17 protein-coding genes are annotated in these 17,751 nt (G+C 65.7%); 9 read left to right on the plus strand and 8 right to left on the minus strand.

The genetic code is table 11. The annotated features are described in order from the left end of the window. Positions 1-39: 39 nt before the first annotated feature. From HZB49_RS26725 to HZB49_RS26745, 5 genes are all read left to right on the plus strand, one after another. The gene (locus HZB49_RS26725) at positions 40-825 is read left to right on the plus strand and encodes a succinate dehydrogenase iron-sulfur subunit (RefSeq protein WP_291616877.1); all 786 of its coding nucleotides are present in this window, start codon (positions 40-42) and stop codon (positions 823-825) included. 264 nt (positions 826-1,089) lie between these two features. Beyond that, entirely contained in the window at positions 1,090-1,371 is a 282-nt protein-coding gene (locus HZB49_RS26730; protein WP_291616879.1) for a PepSY domain-containing protein, read from the plus strand. 93 nt (positions 1,372-1,464) lie between these two features. Then, the gene (locus HZB49_RS26735; protein ID WP_291616938.1) at positions 1,465-1,998 is read left to right on the plus strand and encodes a cytochrome b/b6 domain-containing protein; all 534 of its coding nucleotides are present in this window, start codon (positions 1,465-1,467) and stop codon (positions 1,996-1,998) included. A gap of 68 nt (positions 1,999-2,066) precedes the next feature. Continuing rightward, a complete protein-coding gene (locus HZB49_RS26740; RefSeq protein ID WP_291616881.1) occupies positions 2,067-2,897 on the plus strand; it encodes an FkbM family methyltransferase in 831 nt (276 codons plus the stop codon). A gap of 225 nt (positions 2,898-3,122) precedes the next feature. Further along, positions 3,123-5,195, plus strand: a complete 2,073-nt coding sequence (locus HZB49_RS26745) for an OmpA family protein (protein ID WP_291616883.1) — start codon at positions 3,123-3,125, stop codon at positions 5,193-5,195. Positions 5,196-5,280: 85 nt separating this feature from the next. Here HZB49_RS26745 and argG read toward each other — a convergent pair whose 3' ends face one another. From argG to HZB49_RS26775, 6 genes are all read right to left on the minus strand, one after another. Next, positions 5,281-6,618, minus strand: coding sequence for an argininosuccinate synthase (gene argG, locus HZB49_RS26750; RefSeq protein WP_291616885.1), 1,338 nt, complete (start codon positions 6,616-6,618; stop codon positions 5,281-5,283). A gap of 103 nt (positions 6,619-6,721) precedes the next feature. Beyond that, a complete protein-coding gene (locus HZB49_RS26755; protein ID WP_291616887.1) occupies positions 6,722-7,498 on the minus strand; it encodes a phosphatase PAP2 family protein in 777 nt (258 codons plus the stop codon). Positions 7,499-7,596: 98 nt separating this feature from the next. After that, the gene (locus HZB49_RS26760; RefSeq protein ID WP_291616889.1) at positions 7,597-8,088 is read right to left on the minus strand and encodes a hypothetical protein; all 492 of its coding nucleotides are present in this window, start codon (positions 8,086-8,088) and stop codon (positions 7,597-7,599) included. A 169-nt stretch (positions 8,089-8,257) separates the two neighbouring features. Next, positions 8,258-9,466, minus strand: coding sequence for a 23S rRNA (adenine(2503)-C(2))-methyltransferase RlmN (gene rlmN, locus HZB49_RS26765; RefSeq protein WP_291616891.1), 1,209 nt, complete (start codon positions 9,464-9,466; stop codon positions 8,258-8,260). Positions 9,467-9,644: 178 nt separating this feature from the next. Then, positions 9,645-10,274, minus strand: a complete 630-nt coding sequence (locus HZB49_RS26770; RefSeq protein WP_291616940.1) for an invasion associated locus B family protein — start codon at positions 10,272-10,274, stop codon at positions 9,645-9,647. 148 nt (positions 10,275-10,422) lie between these two features. After that, positions 10,423-11,262: an SDR family oxidoreductase gene (locus tag HZB49_RS26775; RefSeq protein ID WP_291616893.1), complete on the minus strand. Its 840-nt coding sequence runs from the start codon at positions 11,260-11,262 to the stop codon at positions 10,423-10,425. Positions 11,263-11,471: 209 nt separating this feature from the next. Here HZB49_RS26775 and HZB49_RS26780 point away from each other — a divergent pair, with 209 nt between their 5' ends. The 3 genes from HZB49_RS26780 to HZB49_RS26790 all read left to right on the plus strand — a co-directional run bounded on the left by HZB49_RS26780 (position 11,472) and on the right by HZB49_RS26790 (position 15,137). Then, complete coding sequence (locus tag HZB49_RS26780) at positions 11,472-12,446, plus strand: NADPH:quinone oxidoreductase family protein (RefSeq protein WP_291616895.1); 975 nt, start codon at positions 11,472-11,474, stop codon at positions 12,444-12,446. A gap of 407 nt (positions 12,447-12,853) precedes the next feature. Then, positions 12,854-13,813 (plus strand): hypothetical protein, encoded by a 960-nt coding sequence (locus tag HZB49_RS26785; protein ID WP_291616897.1) that lies wholly within the window; start codon positions 12,854-12,856, stop codon positions 13,811-13,813. 133 nt (positions 13,814-13,946) lie between these two features. Continuing rightward, positions 13,947-15,137, plus strand: a complete 1,191-nt coding sequence (locus HZB49_RS26790; protein WP_291616899.1) for a TAXI family TRAP transporter solute-binding subunit — start codon at positions 13,947-13,949, stop codon at positions 15,135-15,137. A gap of 122 nt (positions 15,138-15,259) precedes the next feature. Here the strand turns inward: HZB49_RS26790 and HZB49_RS26795 are convergent, their stop codons facing one another. Together HZB49_RS26795 and HZB49_RS26800 are read right to left on the minus strand one after the other, a co-directional pair. Continuing rightward, a complete protein-coding gene (locus HZB49_RS26795) occupies positions 15,260-15,646 on the minus strand; it encodes a YkvA family protein (protein ID WP_291616901.1) in 387 nt (128 codons plus the stop codon). Between the two features lie 88 nt (positions 15,647-15,734). Then, positions 15,735-16,040: a 4a-hydroxytetrahydrobiopterin dehydratase gene (locus tag HZB49_RS26800; protein WP_291616902.1), complete on the minus strand. Its 306-nt coding sequence runs from the start codon at positions 16,038-16,040 to the stop codon at positions 15,735-15,737. A gap of 167 nt (positions 16,041-16,207) precedes the next feature. Between HZB49_RS26800 and HZB49_RS26805 the strand changes: the two genes are divergently transcribed. Next, positions 16,208-17,659 carry a TAXI family TRAP transporter solute-binding subunit gene (locus HZB49_RS26805; protein ID WP_291616903.1) on the plus strand — a complete coding sequence of 484 codons (1,452 nt, stop codon included), beginning with the start codon at positions 16,208-16,210 and terminating at the stop codon, positions 17,657-17,659. The last annotated feature ends 92 nt before the right edge of the window (positions 17,660-17,751 follow it).

Consider the following 17,751-nt stretch of genomic DNA (forward strand, 5'->3'; position numbering starts at 1 on the left):
CAAGCCCGGCAATGACGAAGGAAACCGCAGAGGCAAGAGATGGTTGAATTCGCGCTTCCCAAGAATTCGAAGATCACCGGCGGCAAGACCTGGCCGAAGCCGGCCGGCGCCACCGCGACGCGCGAGTTCCGGGTCTATCGCTGGAATCCGGACGACGGCAAGAATCCGAGCGTCGACACCTATCACGTCGACATCAACGATTGCGGGCCGATGGTGCTGGACGGCCTGATCTGGATCAAGAACCACATCGACCCGACGCTGACCTTCCGCCGCTCCTGCCGCGAGGGCGTGTGCGGCTCCTGCGCCATGAACATCGACGGCCAGAACACGCTGGCCTGTACCAAGTCGATGCATGACGTCGGCTCCGGCGGCGCGGTCAAGGTCAACCCGCTGCCGCACCAGCCGGTCGTGAAGGACCTGGTGCCCGATCTCACCAACTTCTACGCGCAATATGCCTCGATCGAGCCGTGGCTGCAGACGACCACGCCGACGCCGCAGAAGGAATGGAAGCAGAGCCACCAGGACCGCGAGAAGCTCGACGGGCTCTACGAATGCATCCTGTGCGCCTGCTGCTCGACCTCCTGCCCGAGCTATTGGTGGAACAGCGACCGCTTCCTCGGCCCGGCCGCGCTGTTGCAGGCGACGCGCTGGGTCAAGGATTCGCGCGACGAGGCGACCGGCGAGCGGCTCGACAATCTCGAGGATCCGTTCCGCCTCTACCGCTGCCACACCATCATGAACTGCGCCAAGGCATGCCCGAAGGGTCTCAATCCCTCGGAAGCGATCGCCGAGCTCAAGCTGAAGATGGTCGAGCGGCAGGTCTGATTTCAACCGATGGACTGACTTCCGTCATGGCCGGGCTTGTCCCGGCCATCCACGTTCTTGGCTCCCAATCGAAAAGAAAGACGTGGATGCCCGGCACAAGGCCGGGCATGACGAGCCAAAACGCTAACACCTGAGTTGTGGCGAGAATTCAGATTTCCTGGAATCGCTCTAAGAGGGATTCCAAACTTCTCCCGGCGGCCGCAATGCTAAGGCTCCCCGCATCCGGCACGGCTCGTGCCGCAGCTGTCCATGTGGGGAGAATTCATGAAAGCGTTGAACAAGGTTTCGGCCGTGCTGGCGGTGTCGCTGTTTGCCGCAGCGCCTGCGCTGGCCGACGGTTTCAAGGACTGCACCAAGCTCGACAAGGCCTCATGGAAGCCGGCGAGCGAAGCCGAGGCCAAGGCCAGGGAAGCAGGCTACGAAGTGCGCCGCTCCAAGGTCGAAGGCTCGTGTTACGAGGTCTACGGCGTCAAGGGCGGCAAGCTCTTTGAGCTGTTCTACAGCCCCGAAGACCTCAGCCTGAAGAAGACCATCGCCAAGAACTGAGACGGCCAGCGAGCAGGATCAGCCGTGCAGCAGCCCGTTTCAGCGTCGCACGACGCCGCCAAACCCACGCCAGTGCATTCCGACGCGCCGGACATGGTGAAGGTGTGGGACTGGCCGCTGCGCGCGTTCCACTGGTCGCTCGCCTTCTTCGTAGCTTTGGCGTGGTTCACGCCTGGCACCCATGACAGCCTGCATCGTTTCGCGGGCTATGCCGTCATCGTGCTGATTGCGTTCCGCATCGGCTGGGGCGTGTTCGGCACCCGCTATTCGCGCTTCCGCGCGTTTGGCCGCAGGCTCGGCGCCGCGCCGGCCTATCTCCTCAAACTCCATCGCGGCAGGACCGGGCGGTATCGCGGACTCAACCCGGCCGGAACCGCGATGCTGGCCGCGATGCTGCTCCTGCTTTCGGTCTCCACCGTCACCGGATGGATGTCGACCACGGTGCGCTTCTTCGGCGTGCCCTGGGTGGAGGACACGCATGGCTACGTATCCCATGCCGTCATCGCGCTGGCCGCGGTGCACGTGCTCGGCGTGGTCCTGATGTGCGTGCTGCAGAAGGAAAACCTGATCCGCGCGATGGTCACGGGCTGGAAGCGGCGGGTTGCCGTCCCGGCCAGGCGCGTCTGACGAACGATTGGAGTCGCCGGCAAAACCGGCTAAGCAGGCGCCGGTTTTACCGTCTCCGGGGACCTCGCTTGAAAGCCAACAACGATCCTTCGCCCGCGCCGTTCGGCCGGCTTGCCCCGAATGCGGCGCAGGCGGCGATCATCGCCCTTGCGCAGCGCACCGGGCTGAAGCGTGGCGCGTTCCGTCCCTGGCTGTCGCGGCTGCTGAACTTGCTGCGCACGGGTCCGCTCGACGTGGACTACCAGGGCGCCTCGTTCCGCTTCTATCATCAGGGCAGCGCCACCGAGCGCGGTGCGCTGCTCAATCCCGACTACAACATCGAGGAGCTTCAGTTCCTGCGCGCGCATGTGCGCAACGGCGGCGTGTTCGTCGATGTCGGCGCCAATGTCGGCACCTATGCGCTGGCGATGGCGCGTAACGTCGGCGCTGATGGCAAGGTGATCGCGATCGAGCCGCATCCGGTGACCCATGCGCGGCTCGCGTTCAACCATGCGGCCTCCGGCTACAGCCAGGTGAAACTGGTGCAGGCCGCGGCGGGCGCCGACGACGGCGAGCTCCTGATCGAGACCGACGGCGACAATCTCGGCGCCAGCCACATCGTCTCGGGCGACGCCTCGGGCAAGGCGATCCGGGTGCCGTCGCTGCGGCTGCAGCGCATTCTCGAACAAGCAGGCGTCACGCGCGTCGATGCGCTGAAGATCGACGTCGAAGGCTACGAGGATCGTGTGCTGACCGGCTTCTTCAGGGAGGCGCCGCAGACGCTGTGGCCACGCGCGGTCGTCATCGAGCATCTTTCCAGGGACGAATGGCAGGACGACTGCATCGCCGACATGCTCGCGCGCGGCTATGCCGCCGCGGGCAGGACGCGCAGCAACACCATGCTCCTTCTCGGCGCCTGACCTGCAAGGCGAGCGGAACCTTGCAGCGCGCCCGCCGTTGTGCAGCTTGCGGTTCGAAAGTACCGGCTGAATGGACCATGAACGACGGCGCGTGTAAGTCGTTGCGATGCTAAAATAAATTGCTTCAGGCGATTCGGGGTCGCCACAATCCGGCCCAATGGCTGGCTGTTGATCGCCAATGCCGAACCGTTCGGCGCACAGAACCTTCCGGGGAACCAGACCGTCATGACAAACCTTCGCCTCGCGCTGCTTGCCACCACCGCCCTCACGGCGATGCAATTCGCAAGCCTGCCATCCCAGGCGCAAACCGCTCCGATCGTCCTCGCGCAAGCACAAGGACAGGAACTCGGCCCTGACGGAAGGCCGAAGCAGCCGCCGCAGAAGGGAGCACCGCCGCCGGCGGCTCGCCCCGGACCTTCCGCACCGCCGCCACCTCCGCCGCCGCCGCAGATCCGGCAGGCGCCGCCACCGCCGCCGCCTCCGCCGCCGCAGATCCGGCAGGCACCTCCGCCTCCGCCGCCGCCACAGATTCGCCAGACGCCGCCCCCCCCACCGCCGCCGAAGCCGACCACGCTGCCGCCACCTCCTCCGGCGGCGCCGAAGGCTGTTTCGCCGCCGTCACCCCCGCCACCGCCGCCTCCTCCCAGGGTGACGCCGCCGGCTTCGGCTGCGCCAACGCTTACGCCGCCTCCGACGTCTGCGCCGCCGCCGCGCACGCCGCCGACCTCGGTGCCCACCACCACGCCGACCGCGACGCCGACGACGACCCCGCCTGCCCTGCAGAAGGGACCGCCCGGCGGTCCGTCTCCCGGTGGCATGAAGGCGCCTCCGACCGCGACGCCGACCCCGGCGCCGCAGGGCACATCCACGCCGCCACCGCCGCCCGCCAGCGGCGCCACGACCTTGCCGCCCGCCGGCACCCCGCCGACCGGCGCACCGGCGCCGCGCAGCGGTCCGCCCCCCGGCGTACCGGGATCGACACCGGGTGCTCCGGCCACGACGACGGCACCGGGGACGCCTCCGGCTGCGGGAACGCCGCCTGCCGCTGGTACCCCTCCGGCCGCGGGAACGCCTCCGGCTGCGGGTGGCGCGCCCACGCCGCTGCCCGGCCAGCAGGGTCGCCCGGCGCTTCCGCCGGGAGCGACACCGCCGCCTCCCGCCGGCGCCGCGGCACCGAGTGTCGTCCCCGGCACGGCGGCCGCAACGCCGCCGCCCGGCAGGTTCCAGAATGCACCTCCGACCATCTCGCCGGCCTTCCGGTCCGCGCCGACGGTCACAACACAATTGCCGCCACCGCCGCCGCCGCGGCGCGAGAACCTGACGCCGCTCGCCATCGGCGCAGGCGTGGTGGCCGGTGCCGTGGTCGGCGCGACCATCGCCAACATGCACAGCCAGCGGCGGGAGGTCGTGGAAGGCGGCCGCACCGTCTATTACGAGCCGGATCGCATCATCATCCGCGACCCGAGCGGACAGCAATACGTTCGAGGTAACGACTTCCAGCGATTCCGCTACGGAGCCCGCGACATCCGCACCGAGACGATCGGCGGCGAAACCCGCACCGTTGTGATCCGTCCCGACGGCACCCAGATCGTCACCGTGGTCGCCGCCGACGGGCGGCTGCTCCGCCGCATCCGGCGCGACAGCTTCGGCCGCGAGGTCATCATCATCGACAACAGCTATCGCGACCCGCGCGGGATCGGCGGCTTCTATGTCGACCTGCCGCCGCCGGTGGTCCGCATTCCCTACGATCGCTACATCGTCGACGCCCAGGAGGCGCCGCCGGAGGTGATCTACGAGACGATGGTGGCGCCGCCGGTGCAACGGATCGACCGTCGCTACTCGCTCGACGAGATCCGCTTCAGTCCCAATGTGCGCATGCAGATGCCGAGCATCGACCTCAACACAATCGTCTTCGAAACCGGTTCGTGGGAGATCCCGCCGGACCAGGCGGCGAAGTTGCAGACGATCGCCGACGGCCTCAACCGCGCGATCCAGGCCAACCCGCGCGAGGTGTTCCTGATCGAAGGCCATACCGACAAGGTCGGATCCGACGTCGACAATCTCTCGCTGTCGGACCGCCGCGCCGAATCGGCCGCCACGCTGCTGACGCAGCAGTTCGGCGTTCCCGCGGAGAACCTGACCTCGCAGGGTTATGGCGAGCAGTATCCGAAGGAGCAGACCGACGGGCCGAGCCTGATCAACCGGCGCGTCACCGTCCGCCGCATCACGCCGCTGCTCAACGGCGGCCAGGCTGCGCTGCCGCCCCCGCCGCCCGGCGTCGGCCCCGGCGGCCGGTAAGGCGACACGAAAAACGAAAATGGCCGGGATCGCTCCCGGCCATTTTTGTTTGCGTCTATCTCACCGCACGTCGCCCCCGCGCAGCTCAACCCTTGTCGCTGTCGAGCCTGGGGATGTAGGAGCCTTCTCCCGCCGAGAGCAGGCCCGTTTCGGTGTAGAGCTTCAGCTTCGCCCTGGTGTCGGCGATGTCGAGATTGCGCATCGTCAGTTGTCCGATGCGGTCGGCGGGCGTGAAGGCGGCATCCTCCACCTTCTCCATGCTCAGCCGTTCCGGCTGGTAGGTCAGGTTCGGGCTCTCGGTGTTGAGCAGCGAATAGTCGTTGCCGCGGCGCAGCTCCAGCGTCACCTCGCCGGTGACGGCGCGCGCCACCCAGCGCTGCGCGGTCTCGCGCAGCATCAGCGCCTGCGAGTCGAACCAGCGGCCCTGGTAGAGCAAGCGGCCGAGCTTCATGCCGCTGATGCGGTACTGCTCGATGGTGTCCTCGTTATGGATGCCGGTGACGAGGCGCTCATAGGCGATGTGCAAGAGTGCCATGCCCGGCGCCTCGTAGATGCCGCGGCTCTTGGCCTCGATGATGCGGTTCTCGATCTGGTCGCTCATGCCGAGCCCGTGGCGGCCGCCGATGACGTTGGCCTCGAGGAACAGCGCGACGGGATCGGCAAAGGTCTTTCCGTTGAGCGCGACCGGCTGGCCTTCCTCGAAACGCACGACGACCTTTTCGGCCTTCACCGTGCAGTCGTCGCGCCAGAACGGCACGCCCATGATGGGATTGACGATCTTGATACCGCTGTCGAGATGTTCGAGATCCTTGGCTTCGTGGGTGGCGCCCAGCAGGTTGCTGTCGGTCGAATAGGCCTTCTCGGCGCTCATCTTGTAGGCGAAGCCGTGCGCGGTCATGAACGCCGACATTTCGGCGCGGCCGCCGAGCTCGTCGATGAACTGCTGGTCGAGCCAGGGCTTGTAGATGCGCAAGGCCGGATTGGTCATCAGGCCGTAGCGATAGAAGCGCTCGATGTCGTTGCCCTTGTAGGTGGAGCCGTCGCCCCAGATGTTGACGCCGTCCTCCTGCATGGCGGCGACCAGCATGGTGCCGGTCACGGCGCGGCCGAGCGGCGTGGTGTTGAAGTAGGAGAGGCCGCCGGTCGAGACATGAAAGGCGCCGGACTGGATGGCGGCGATGCCTTCGTGGACGAGCTGCGTGCGGCAATCCACCAGCCGGGCCTTTTCGGCGCCGAACTCCATCGCCTTGCGGGGGATCTCGTCGTAGTCGGCTTCATCGGGCTGGCCGAGATTGGCCGTATAGGCAAAGACGCGCGCGCCCTTCTGCTTCATCCACAGCAGCGCGGCGCTGGTGTCGAGCCCGCCCGAAAAGGCGATGCCGACTTTTTCGCCCGTGGGCAGGCTCTTCAGGATCGTAGTCATCGAACTTCCAATCGGTCGAAAGTGCTGAATTTCATCGGTAGCTGGCTGCGCGGATAACAAATTTCGCTGATCTCGGCACGCGATTAATGCCTGCCGGCCGCGCTCACGCCGACGGCGCCGGGCCGGTTTCCTGCCCCCGCCAGCGCCGGGTCAGCCGGTAGCCCGGCCAGAACAGCCGCGTCAGCGCGGCGTCGATCCGCTCGTCCGACAGGCGGCTGCGCGGCCAGCGGTAGATCACGGCAAAGGCGAGCCAGATCACCAGGAAGGTGACGAGGCCGGCAATGGCGACGTCGGTGAAGAAATGCCCGCCGAAGGCCATGCGCAGGCCCGAGGTGACGACGCCGAACACGGTGGCGGCCGTATAGGCCAGCGGCCGCCATGCCGGCGGCGCCAGTGCTGCCGGCGCATAGGTCCAGAAGGCGGTGGCGCCCTCGCCGGAGAAGAAAGAGCAGTTGCGCCCGCAGCTGCCGCGCGGATCCCACCACGGCACGAATTGCTGGGGGCCGTTGAACTCCGTCACCACCACCGGGCGCGGCCGGCCCCAATAGGTCTTGAAGGTGAGATTGGTGAGCACGCCCGCCGACAGCGTCAGCGTCGCCAGCAGGAAGATGATGCTGCGGCCCTTCACCAGCAGCGGCCGGTCGGGGCGGATCGCCTTCCAGATCAGCGCCGCGAATGACGGCAGCACGAACGCCCAGGCGATCCACATCGCCGCATCGCGCAGGAAACCCGCACCCCCGTTGAGCCTCAGCGGGAAGGTCTTGCTGGCGGCATCGTAGAAAGCAGCCGAAAGCTTCAGGTCGAGCTCGGGATAGAGCCCGAACAGGAGGCCGACGACGAGGAAGAGCCCCAGCGCGATGAAAAGTCCGGTCCGGTTCATGGCGCGGGGTTTAGCCGAGGGAGGTGAAGTTGAAAACCCTGCCCCGTCATTCCGGGATGGTCCGAAGGACCAGACCCGGAATGACGTACCATCTCAACTCACCGCGACGGCGGGCGCAAATTCGACGGCACGGGCGGCGGCGGGCGCCGCGCAGGCGGCGGCAGGCGCCAGGCGCCGGCGTTGCGGCCGGCGATCATCCAGTAGACGAGGCCGGCGACGATGCCCGCGCCGGTCATGATTTCGAGATGACGACGCACGATGCCGTCGAAGCGCATGGTATCGGGATCGAACGGGACCAACCCGAGATAGCAGGCCGCGCCGACCAGCGCGCCGCCAATGGCATAGGCCAGCACGCTGCGGATGTAGAAGGCTTCGGTAATCGCGGCCACGAGCATTGCCGGCAGCAACGCAAAGCCGGAGATGAAGATGAAGCCGATGCCGATGATGACATTGATCGCCGGATCGATGTTGCCGATGCCGAGATCGGTGAATTCGGGAAACAGCACCGCCCCGAGCACGACGATCCCCGCCACGAGGCACGCGGCGAGGAAGGCGAAGAGGATGACGATGAGGCGGCCGATCAGGGCCATGCGCACACTCCATTCCCTCCCCCTGAAAGGGGGAGGGTCAGGGTGGGGGTTGGGCGCGGCATCGGGATTCGCGGAGAGAGAGACCCCCACCCGCCGCGCGCACGCGCGCGTCGACCTCCCCCTTTCAGGGGGAGGTGATGTTCAAACGATGCCGCAAGACCATGCACCATCAATCCGTCATCGCCATGGCGCGCAGCGCCTGGCGCTCGCGGACGCTGAGCTTTTCGGTTTCCGACTTGAGCTGGCCGCAGGCGGCGAGGATGTCGCGGCCGCGCGGGGTGCGCACCGGCGAGGAATAGCCGGCGTTGAAGATGTACTCGGAGAATTTCTCGATTCTATCCCAGTCCGAGCATTCGTAGGCCGTGCCCGGCCACGGGTTGAACGGGATCAGATTGATTTTTGCCGGAATGCCCTTGAGCATCTTCACCAGCAGTTTTGCGTCATCCAGGGAATCGTTGACGCCCTTGAGCATCACGTATTCGAAAGTGATGCGGCGCGCATTGGAGGCGCCGGGATAATCGCGGCAGGCCTGCAACAGTTCGGCGATCGGGTATTTGCGGTTGAGCGGCACCAGCTCGTTGCGCAGTTCGTCGCGAACGGCATGCAGCGAGATCGCCAGCATCACGCCGATCTCCTCGCCGGCGCGCACGATGTTCGGCACCACGCCCGAGGTCGAGAGCGTGATGCGGCGGCGGGAGATGCCGATGCCTTCGTTGTCTGCCACGATCAGCAGCGCATCGCGTACCGCGTCGAAATTGTAGAGCGGCTCGCCCATGCCCATCATGACGATGTTGGTGACGAGGCGGCTGCCGTTCTCGCGGTCGGACCAGTCGTTGAGGCGATCGCGCGCTACCATGACCTGGCCGACGATCTCGCCGGCGGTGAGGTTGCGCACCAGCCGCTGCGTGCCTGTGTGGCAGAACGAACAGTTGAGCGTGCAGCCGACCTGCGAGGAGACGCACAGCGTGCCGCGGTCGGTCTCGGGAATGTAGACGCACTCGACCTCGTGCGGCCTCTCGATATTGTCGCCGCTCGGCAGCCGCAGCAGCCATTTGCGGGTGCCGTCAGAGGAGATCTGCTCGGCGATCACTTCGGGACGGTCGACGGTGAAATGTTTCTCAAGCTCGGCGCGCATGTCCTTCGAGACGTTGGTCATCTCTGCAAAGGACTTGGCGCCGCGGAAATACATCCAGTGCCAGAGCTGCTGCGTGCGCATCTTGCGCTGTGCGGGGGCAACGCCGATCTCGCCGAGGCGATCGGCGATCTCGGCGCGCGACAGCCCGATCAGCGACGGTTTCGCCGGCGGCACATAGGTCTCGAGCGGCTGCTTTTCCAATGGCGCGCTGGCCGCGGTGGTTTCGGTCGATGTGGCAGTCATGTTCGTTCTTGCGAGAGGTTTCCCCTCATGGTGAGGAGGCGCGCGAGCGCCGTCTCGAACCATGAGGCCCGGGCCTTCATCCTTCGAGACGCGGCGCAAGCGCCGCTCCTCAGGATGAGGGGCAACAGTCATCAAATAGGCCTTCTGCGGCCCCCAAACAACGCCGTTTTGCGGGAATTCAGCGCCTGCAGTCCTGCGCGATGCGGTCGAGCGCCTGCGCCAGGCCCTTCAGCGAAAACGTGTCGGTGGTCTCGGTGCCCTTGGCGGACATGCCCTTGACCGTGACGTCGGCGGCCTTGCGCATGGCGTCCACCATGCGCTCCTCCTCGGCGGCGTTCTTGATCCAGAGGCCGTCGCCCTGGGTGTACATGGCGTAGCTGGCGCCGCCGACTTCCAGGCTCGACTCCGAACCCGGCTTCAGCTGGTAGCCGATCATGATCGAGACTTCGTTGATGACCTTCTCGGCGGGCCGCGTGGAGACGAAGGCGTAGGCGGGATCGCGCGGACGGTTCGGCGGATTGGTCTTCGAGGAAGACGGCTTTGCCAGCGCAAAGCACACCCGCTTGCCGCCGGGCGTTGCGCTATAGGCGCCCCAGGTGCCGTATTGGCCGAGCAAGGCCGGTTCCGCGCCGCCGGCAGCGGCCGGCGCTGCCTCGGGCTTGATGGCGGCCGGCGGCTTGGCCGTGTCCTTTTTCGCAGGAGCCTTGGGGGCCGCAGGCGGCGCAGCGCCTTGCGCCAGCGCGAGGCTTGAAGCCGCGCACAGGATGGTGCTCGCCAACAGCGATGTGAGAATTTGCCGCGCCATGATCCGGTCTGGTTCCCCCATCATTGTGACCTGAAGATGGCCCGCCCCGACCTCATCAGAGGCGAAATGGATAGCCGGGAAACGCGTGTTTGGGAAGGCAGTTAGCGGATCGCGCGCGACGTTGCCGGCACCGCACCGCCAAACGGCGGCCTCAGTTTTTCGCGCGCGCGGCGCGCTGCTTTTCCCATTGCGCATCGGTCCATTGCAGCAGGTCCTCGGCGCCGGAACTGCGCAAATGCGAGCCGCCGTCCTGCACCACCATCTCGCCATTGATGAAGCCGGCCTGGTCGGAAATCAGGTAGCTGGCGAGATTGGCCAATTCAGCGTGGTCGCCATGGCGGCCGAGCGGATTGCGATGGGACCAGCCCTCCTCGCGGCCCTCCGGGCGGAGCTGGCCGCTGGCCCCCGGTGTCGGAAACGCGCCGGGCGCGATCGCCACGGTGCGGATGCCCTTCGGGCCCCATTCCACCGCGAGACTCTTGGTCATCGCCAGCACGGCCGACTTCGCCATCGCAGATGGCACGGTGAAGGCGCGGCCGGTGATGGTCGAGGTCGAGAGGATGCTCAGCACAACGCCCTTGTGCTTGCGCTCGATCCAGCGTTTTCCCGCCGCCAGCGTGCAGTACATCGTGCCGTGCAGGGTCGGGCCGAGGATCGCATCCGCCGCGCGGAACGACAGATGCTCGGTCTGCGCGAGGAAGGTTGCCGCGGCATTGTTGACCAGCACGTCGATCGGCGCCTCCGCAAACACGCGATCCATCATGACCTCGACCGCGGCGCCGTCGCGGATATCGCATCTGGCGACGCTGACGCCGGCGCCGAAATCGCTGCGCATGGCGGACGCCGTCTGCTCCAGCAATTCCAGCCTGCGGCCGCAGATGACGAGCGCCGCGCCGAGCTCGGCGAAGCGCCGGCCCATCGCCGCGCCGAGCCCCGAGCCGCCGCCCGTGATGAGGATGCGCTTGCCCCTGAGCAGGTTCTTTTCAAACATTGTTTTATCCCCTTCAAGCTTGACCCACCTCATCCTGAGGAGGCCGCAAAGCGCGCCGTCTCGAAGGATGGGGTGGCCTCATGGTTCGAGACGGCGCAAGTGCGCCTCCTCACCATGAGGGTCATGCATCCTTTGCGGATTGTAGCCCGGCTGCAAATCCGGCATGAAGCAGGCAAAGCCGTCAAATCCAGAAAAGATCAGGGGTACCCATGAAAGCCATTCTCTGCTCGCAATACTGCCAGCCCGACGATCTCGTGCTGGCGGATGTGCCGGATCCCGTGGCCGGGCCCGGCGAGGCCGTGATTGCGATCAAGGCGGCGGCGCTGAACTTCTTCGACATCCTGATGATCCAGGGCAAGTACCAGATCAAGCCGCCCTTCCCGTTCTCACCGGCCGCGGAAGTCGCCGGCGTGATCGAAAGCGTCGGCGCAGGGGTGACCGACCTCAAGGTCGGCGACCGCGTCGTCGCCTCCTGCGGCCACAACGGCGCGCGCGAGAAGATCGCGCTGCCGGCCGCCTCCATCGTGAAGATTCCCGACAATCTCGACTATGACCGCGCGGCCGGCATCATCATCATCTACGGCACCGCGCTGCATGCGCTGGAAGACCGCGCAAGCCCGAAACCGGGCGAGACGCTCGCGGTGCTGGGCGCAGCCGGCGGCACGGGTCTCGCCGCCTGCGAGCTCGGCAAGCTGATGGGACTGAAGGTGATCGCCTGCGCTTCGTCGGACGAGAAGCTGGAGTTCGCCAAACAGCATGGCGCCGAGCTGACGCTGAACTATTCCAAGGAAGACCTGAAGGAAGGCCTGCGCAAGCTGACCAACGGCAAGGGCGTCGACATCATCTTCGATCCCGTCGGCGGCGCCTATGCCGAGGCGGCGCTGCGCGCGATCGCCTGGGAAGGCCGCTTCCTGGTGATCGGCTTCGCCGCCGGCGACATTCCGAAGATGCCGCTGAACCTGGCGCTGCTGAAGGGCTGCGACATCCGCGGCGTGTTCTGGGGCGCGTGGACGCGCGTCAACCCGCAGAAGAACCGCGCCAACCTGGAGAAGCTGGTGAAGTGGACGGCGGAAGGAAAAATCTCCTCGCATGTCGATCGCACCTACCCGCTCTCGCAAACCGCCGACGCGCTGAAGGTGCTCGCCGGACGTCAGGCGATGGGCAAGGTCATCCTGCATCCCTAGTTTCTGCCTCGAGCATGATCTTAGCGGCCCTCAGGCCGGGATCATGCTCGCGGTTCCGGCTGTATCCGTAGTGTAACGGGTGCAGCGCGGATTCCGCCGGATTTGAAACGCGCTGGTTGGTTAATCGCCCGCGTGTTCGATCATTGCGAACACCCGGATTCCACTGGCGTTAAGCGGCGCGATCCCGATCAACCCGACGCTAACGATCGCGTTTTTATTTGTTTGAATTGGGCGAATACGCCTCAATCAAAACAAAATGTTTCCCGATTCGCGCCGACGAACGTCGTTTTTTCAACCTATTCGCGAGCAGATTCATGACCCCAGTAGCGGGCGCTTGGGGCAAGCAACACTACAAAAAATAGATGCCCCGCGTTCCCGTCGTTGCGTATCAGTTGCGGGGAAGCATCATGGCGGAGAGTACCAGGCAGGTTCGGACAAGTGATCCGTTTGACCGCTTTGACGAAGCCATCAACGATCCAGGCCTTTATCCAAGCTATCAGTACGAGCGTCCCGAATCGAGACAGCTGGAACCGCTGCCGCAGGACCGGGTGCCGCTGTTCCTCTCGGACTACGAGCAGCAATACGAGCAGGAGCGCTACGAGGACGACGCGCCCGAATACACATTCGGCAGCAAGCAGGACAGGCCGCGCACATCGCGCATCGTGACCGGCGTGGTCGCCGCCACCGCGGTGGCCGCCGCCGTCGGGTTCTTCTCGATCGATGCCACGCGCTCGGCTTTCGTCAACGCCAAGGCGTCGCTTGCAAGCGTCGCGCCGGCCTCGATCGGCGGCGCAACGCAACCCGAGCCGGCAGCGCCGCCGCCGCGGATCGTCCAGACGGCCGCGCCCGAGCCGCGCATCGCCGCACCGGAAGCGCAAGCCGTCTATCGTGCCAGGCCCGCGGAGACCGCCGCCGCTCCTGCCGCAGCGGCCGCGGTGAGCGGCAAGCCGATGGACGCCTTCGCTTCAATGCCCTCGCGCCAGGAAATCACGGCGGCCTATCAATCCGCAATGAAGGGCGGCCAGATCGCCGCGGTCGCGCCGGCGGCACCGTTGCCGCCGCAATCCGCCGCACCGGCATCGCGGCGCATGGATCCGGATGAAGTTGCCGGCCTGCTCAAGCGCGCCAAGGGCATGCTCGCGGTCGGCGACATCGCCGCCGCGCGGCTGCTGCTCGAACGCGCCGCCGACGCGCAGGAAGCGGAAGCCGCGCTGATGCTGGGCACCACCTACGATCCGCTGGTGATCGGCAATCAGGACATGCGCAGCATCACGCCCGACCCGGCGCTGGCGCGGCAATGGTACCAGAAAGCCGCCGCGCTGGGCTCGGCCGATGCGAGACGGCGACTGTCGGAACTCAGGAACTAACAGAGGCGCAAACGCGGGCGGAAGAATTCCGCCCGCACAAACTTTGGCGCGAGCCGGCGGGCGGATGACGCCGTCTTGCTCCGGCAGTCACCCGAAACCAACCCGACACCAGGGAACCAGCAGGGGATTTTAGATGCGACGTTTGTTTGCGATGGCACTCGTTGCCATGACCATGACATGCGGCCTTTCGGCTCGCGCAGCCGACGAAGCCGACGCGGAATCGGTCAAGGTCAGCGACAGTCTCAAGGCAATCTTTCAGTTCGGTTCGGCCGCCACCAAGCAGGCGCTGAACGCGAACACGGTGACCGTGATCTCGGGAACGATCGGCGGCACCTATGTGCAGTTCGGCGCCGATCTGGCCTCCGTGCTCGACGACGGAAACAAGTTGCGCGTACTTTCGATCGTCGGGCGCGGTTCGGTCCAGAGCGTCGCCGACATCCTGTTCCTGCAGGGCGTCGATCTCGGCATTGTCCGCTCCGACACGCTCGACTACCTCGAGCGGAGGGGCTTTGCGAAGGACATCAAGAAGCAGTTCACCTATGTGACGAAGCTGTACAATGAGGAGATGACGGTCCTGGCGCCAAAGTCGATCAGGAGCCTGAAGGACCTCAACGGCAAGCGGGTGAGCGTCGACCTGCCCAACGGCGGCACCTTCGTGACCGCGCACACGGTGTTCGAGCGCATCGGGGTCAAGCCCCAGTTCTTCTATATCGAGCAGCGCATCGCGATGGAGAAGCTGATCAAGGGCGAGATCGACGCCGTGATTGTCTGCGGCGGCAAGCCCTACAAGTCGGTCAGCAACTTCAAGAATGACGGCCGCTTCCATCTCGCCAAGGTCGACTATGACAAGCCGTTGCAGAAGGACTACCTGCCTGCAACCTTTACTTCGAAGGACTATCCGAACCTGATCGCCGAGGGCGAGTCGGTGGACACCATTGCGGTGCCGGCGGTGCTGGCGGCCTATAACTGGGCGCCCAACACCGAGCGCTACCGCAAGCTCACCACGTTCGTCGAAGCGTTCTTCACCAAGTTCCCGGCGTTCCAGAACCCGCCGTTCCACCCGAAGTGGAAGGAAGTCTCGCTGTCGGCGCCGCTGGCCGACTGGCAGCGCCTGCCTTATGCCGAGAACTGGCTGAAGACGCACAATATCGAAGCCGTCACCCGCAACCGCTTCGACGAATTCCTGAAGCAGACCCCGTCGGCGGCCGCGACGATCAAGAGCGACGGCGACCGCGAGAGCCTGTTCAAGCAGTTCCAGGCGTGGGATGCGGAGCGCAATGCACGGGCGCAGGTTCGCCCGACGCCTGCGGCAGCGGCAAAATAGATCCAACGTGGCGGCGTGACCGCGGCCTTCGCGCGGTCACGCCCGATCTCAAATTGCGCTTCAGGTTATAGTTTGAGCATGATCTTTTTGGAAAACCGCTTCACATTTTTCCGGATCATGCTCTAGTCTTCGAGATCGGCCGTCTCGACGCCGCGCTTGAGCGCCGTGCGGGCGGCTTCTCGATGTTCCCCGGTGATGTTGCTGGCGACCATGCGGATGGCGGTGGCGAGCACCGCGGCATCGTCGGTGAAGCCGAGGACCGGCAGCACGTCCGGCATGAAGTCGAACGGCAGGATGAAATAGGCCAGCGCCCCCAGCAGCGCCACCTGCACATGCCGCGGCGTCTCGCGGTCGAAGGCGCAGTAATAGGCCGCCAGCAGATCCTCGGCGAAGGGCAGCCTGGCCACCACCTGCTTGAACTTGATCCAGAACCGCCGGCGCACGCCGTCGCGGTCCTGCGCCAGCCTGTCCGCCGGCTCGAACCCTACGCTGTGCTCGCTCGTTGCCATCGCTCTGCCCTCACGGATTACCGCGTCATGCCTCACTTGGGGATCGAAATCCCCCGCTGCAAGCGGTTCAGAAGATCGCAAGGGCGACTTAGAACACGCCAAGCTGCCGGGCGATGCCGTTCATCGCCTTGGCTAGCTCGATATCCAGACGGGTGACGCCGCCGGCATCGTGGGTCGCAAGCACCACCTCCACGGTCTTGTAGACATTGCGCCATTCCGGGTGATGGTCGTGCTTCTCGGCAACCAGGGCCGCGCGCGACATGAAGCCGAACGCCTCGTTGAAATCCCTGAAGATGAAGGTGCGCGCAATCGCCTCGCGGCCCGGCACCTCCTGCCAACCGGCCAGTTCGGCCAACGCCGCGCGCCTCGCCTCCGCCGACAGCCGTTCCGCCATGTGCGCCTCCACTTTTTTCACGGGAACTTTACCCTAACACCGACGGGTGCGCTTGCGATCCATGCCACAATCGGACTTGTTGCGGCGGACCGGTAACCATGACCGGGACGTGCCGCGCGCCGGTAACAAAATTTTGCTAGGATTCGCCGAGTAATTGCGTTGGCAGCATGAAATTGTCCCTGAAACGATTGTTTGCGAGATCCATGACCGGCGGACCTGACCTCGTCGAATCCATCGCGCCATCGCCACGCTCTCCGCGTTCGGCGAAGCGGCAGCTCACCTTCGTTTCACTGGCCGGCTTGATGGCCGTGCTCGGCATTGCCGCGGGCGCCTATTATTTCGCGATGCGCCCGGTGACGCTGAAAGTCGCGGTTGGCCCCGCCAGCAGCGACGATCTCAAGGTGGTGCAGACGCTGGCGCAGGCCTTCAACAACCAGCGCAACAGCCAGATCCGCCTGCGGCCGCTGCCGACAGACGGTGCGGTGGCCAGTGCCCAGGCGCTCGCCGACGGCAAGGCCGACCTCGCCATCATCCGCGGCGATCTCGACGTGCCCAAGAACGCACAGGCGGTCGCCACGCTGCGCAAGAACGTCGCCGTGCTCTGGGTGCCGCCGGCCGCCAAGGCCAAGGGGAAGAAAGCGCCGCCGAAGATCACCAAGATCGCGCAGCTTGCCGGCCGCCGCATCGGCGTGATCGGCCGCACCCAAGCCAACGTCAACCTGCTGAAGGTGATCCTGAAGCAATATGGCGTCGATCCCAACAAGGTGGAGATCATCCAGTTCCCCGCCAACGAGGCGGCGGAGGCGATCCGCAGCCAGCGCGCCGACGCCTATATCGCGGCGGGTCCGGTCAACAGCAAGATCACCACGGATGCGATGCTGGCTTCCAGCCGCGACGGCGGCACGCCGACCATCCTGGCCATCGACCTGGCCGAGGCGATCGCGCAGAACCATCCGGCCTATGAGTCCGCCGACATTCCCGCCGGCTCGTTCGGCTCCGTGCCGGAGGAAGAGGTCAAGACCGTCAGCTTTGCGCATTACATCGTCGCGCGCAAAGGCCTGTCGGAATCGACGGTTGCCGCCTTCACCCGGCAATTGTTCTCGATCCGCCAGGCGTTGAAGAACGAATTCCCGCTCGCCGCCAAGATCGAGACGCCCGACACCGACAAGGACGCCACCATCCCCGCCCATCCGGGAGCCGCCGCCTATGTCGACGGCGAGGAAAAGACCTTCCTCGACCGCTACAGCGACTTCATCTGGTGGGGGCTGATGGCGCTGTCGGCCATGGGTTCGGCCGGCGCCTGGTTTGCCAGCTACCTGAAGAAGGACGAGCGCAACAACAATTCCTCGCTGCGCGAGCGGCTGCTCGCGATGATCGCCGCCGCCCGCAAGAGCGAGGCCAGCGAAGAGCTCGACCTCCTGCAAACCGAGGCCGACGAAATCCTGCGCGAGACGCTGCAATGTTTCGAGCATGGCGCGATCGAGGAAGGCGCGCTGATCGCCTTCAACATCGCACTCGAGCAGTTCCACAATGCCGTCGCCGACCGCCGCGCGCTGCTGACCAGCCTGCCGCAACACCTGCAGCGCACCGCCCAGCTCCGCGCCACCGGAACGCTGTGAGCGGCGGCTTCGCGTTATTGCTCAGTCATATAGTGATCCTATAGCTTCGGGCTGACTATCCCCGTCATTGCGAGCGAAGCGAAGCAATCCAA

This window comes from Bradyrhizobium sp., assembly GCF_016219575.1.
GTDB lineage: Bacteria > Pseudomonadota > Alphaproteobacteria > Rhizobiales > Xanthobacteraceae > Bradyrhizobium.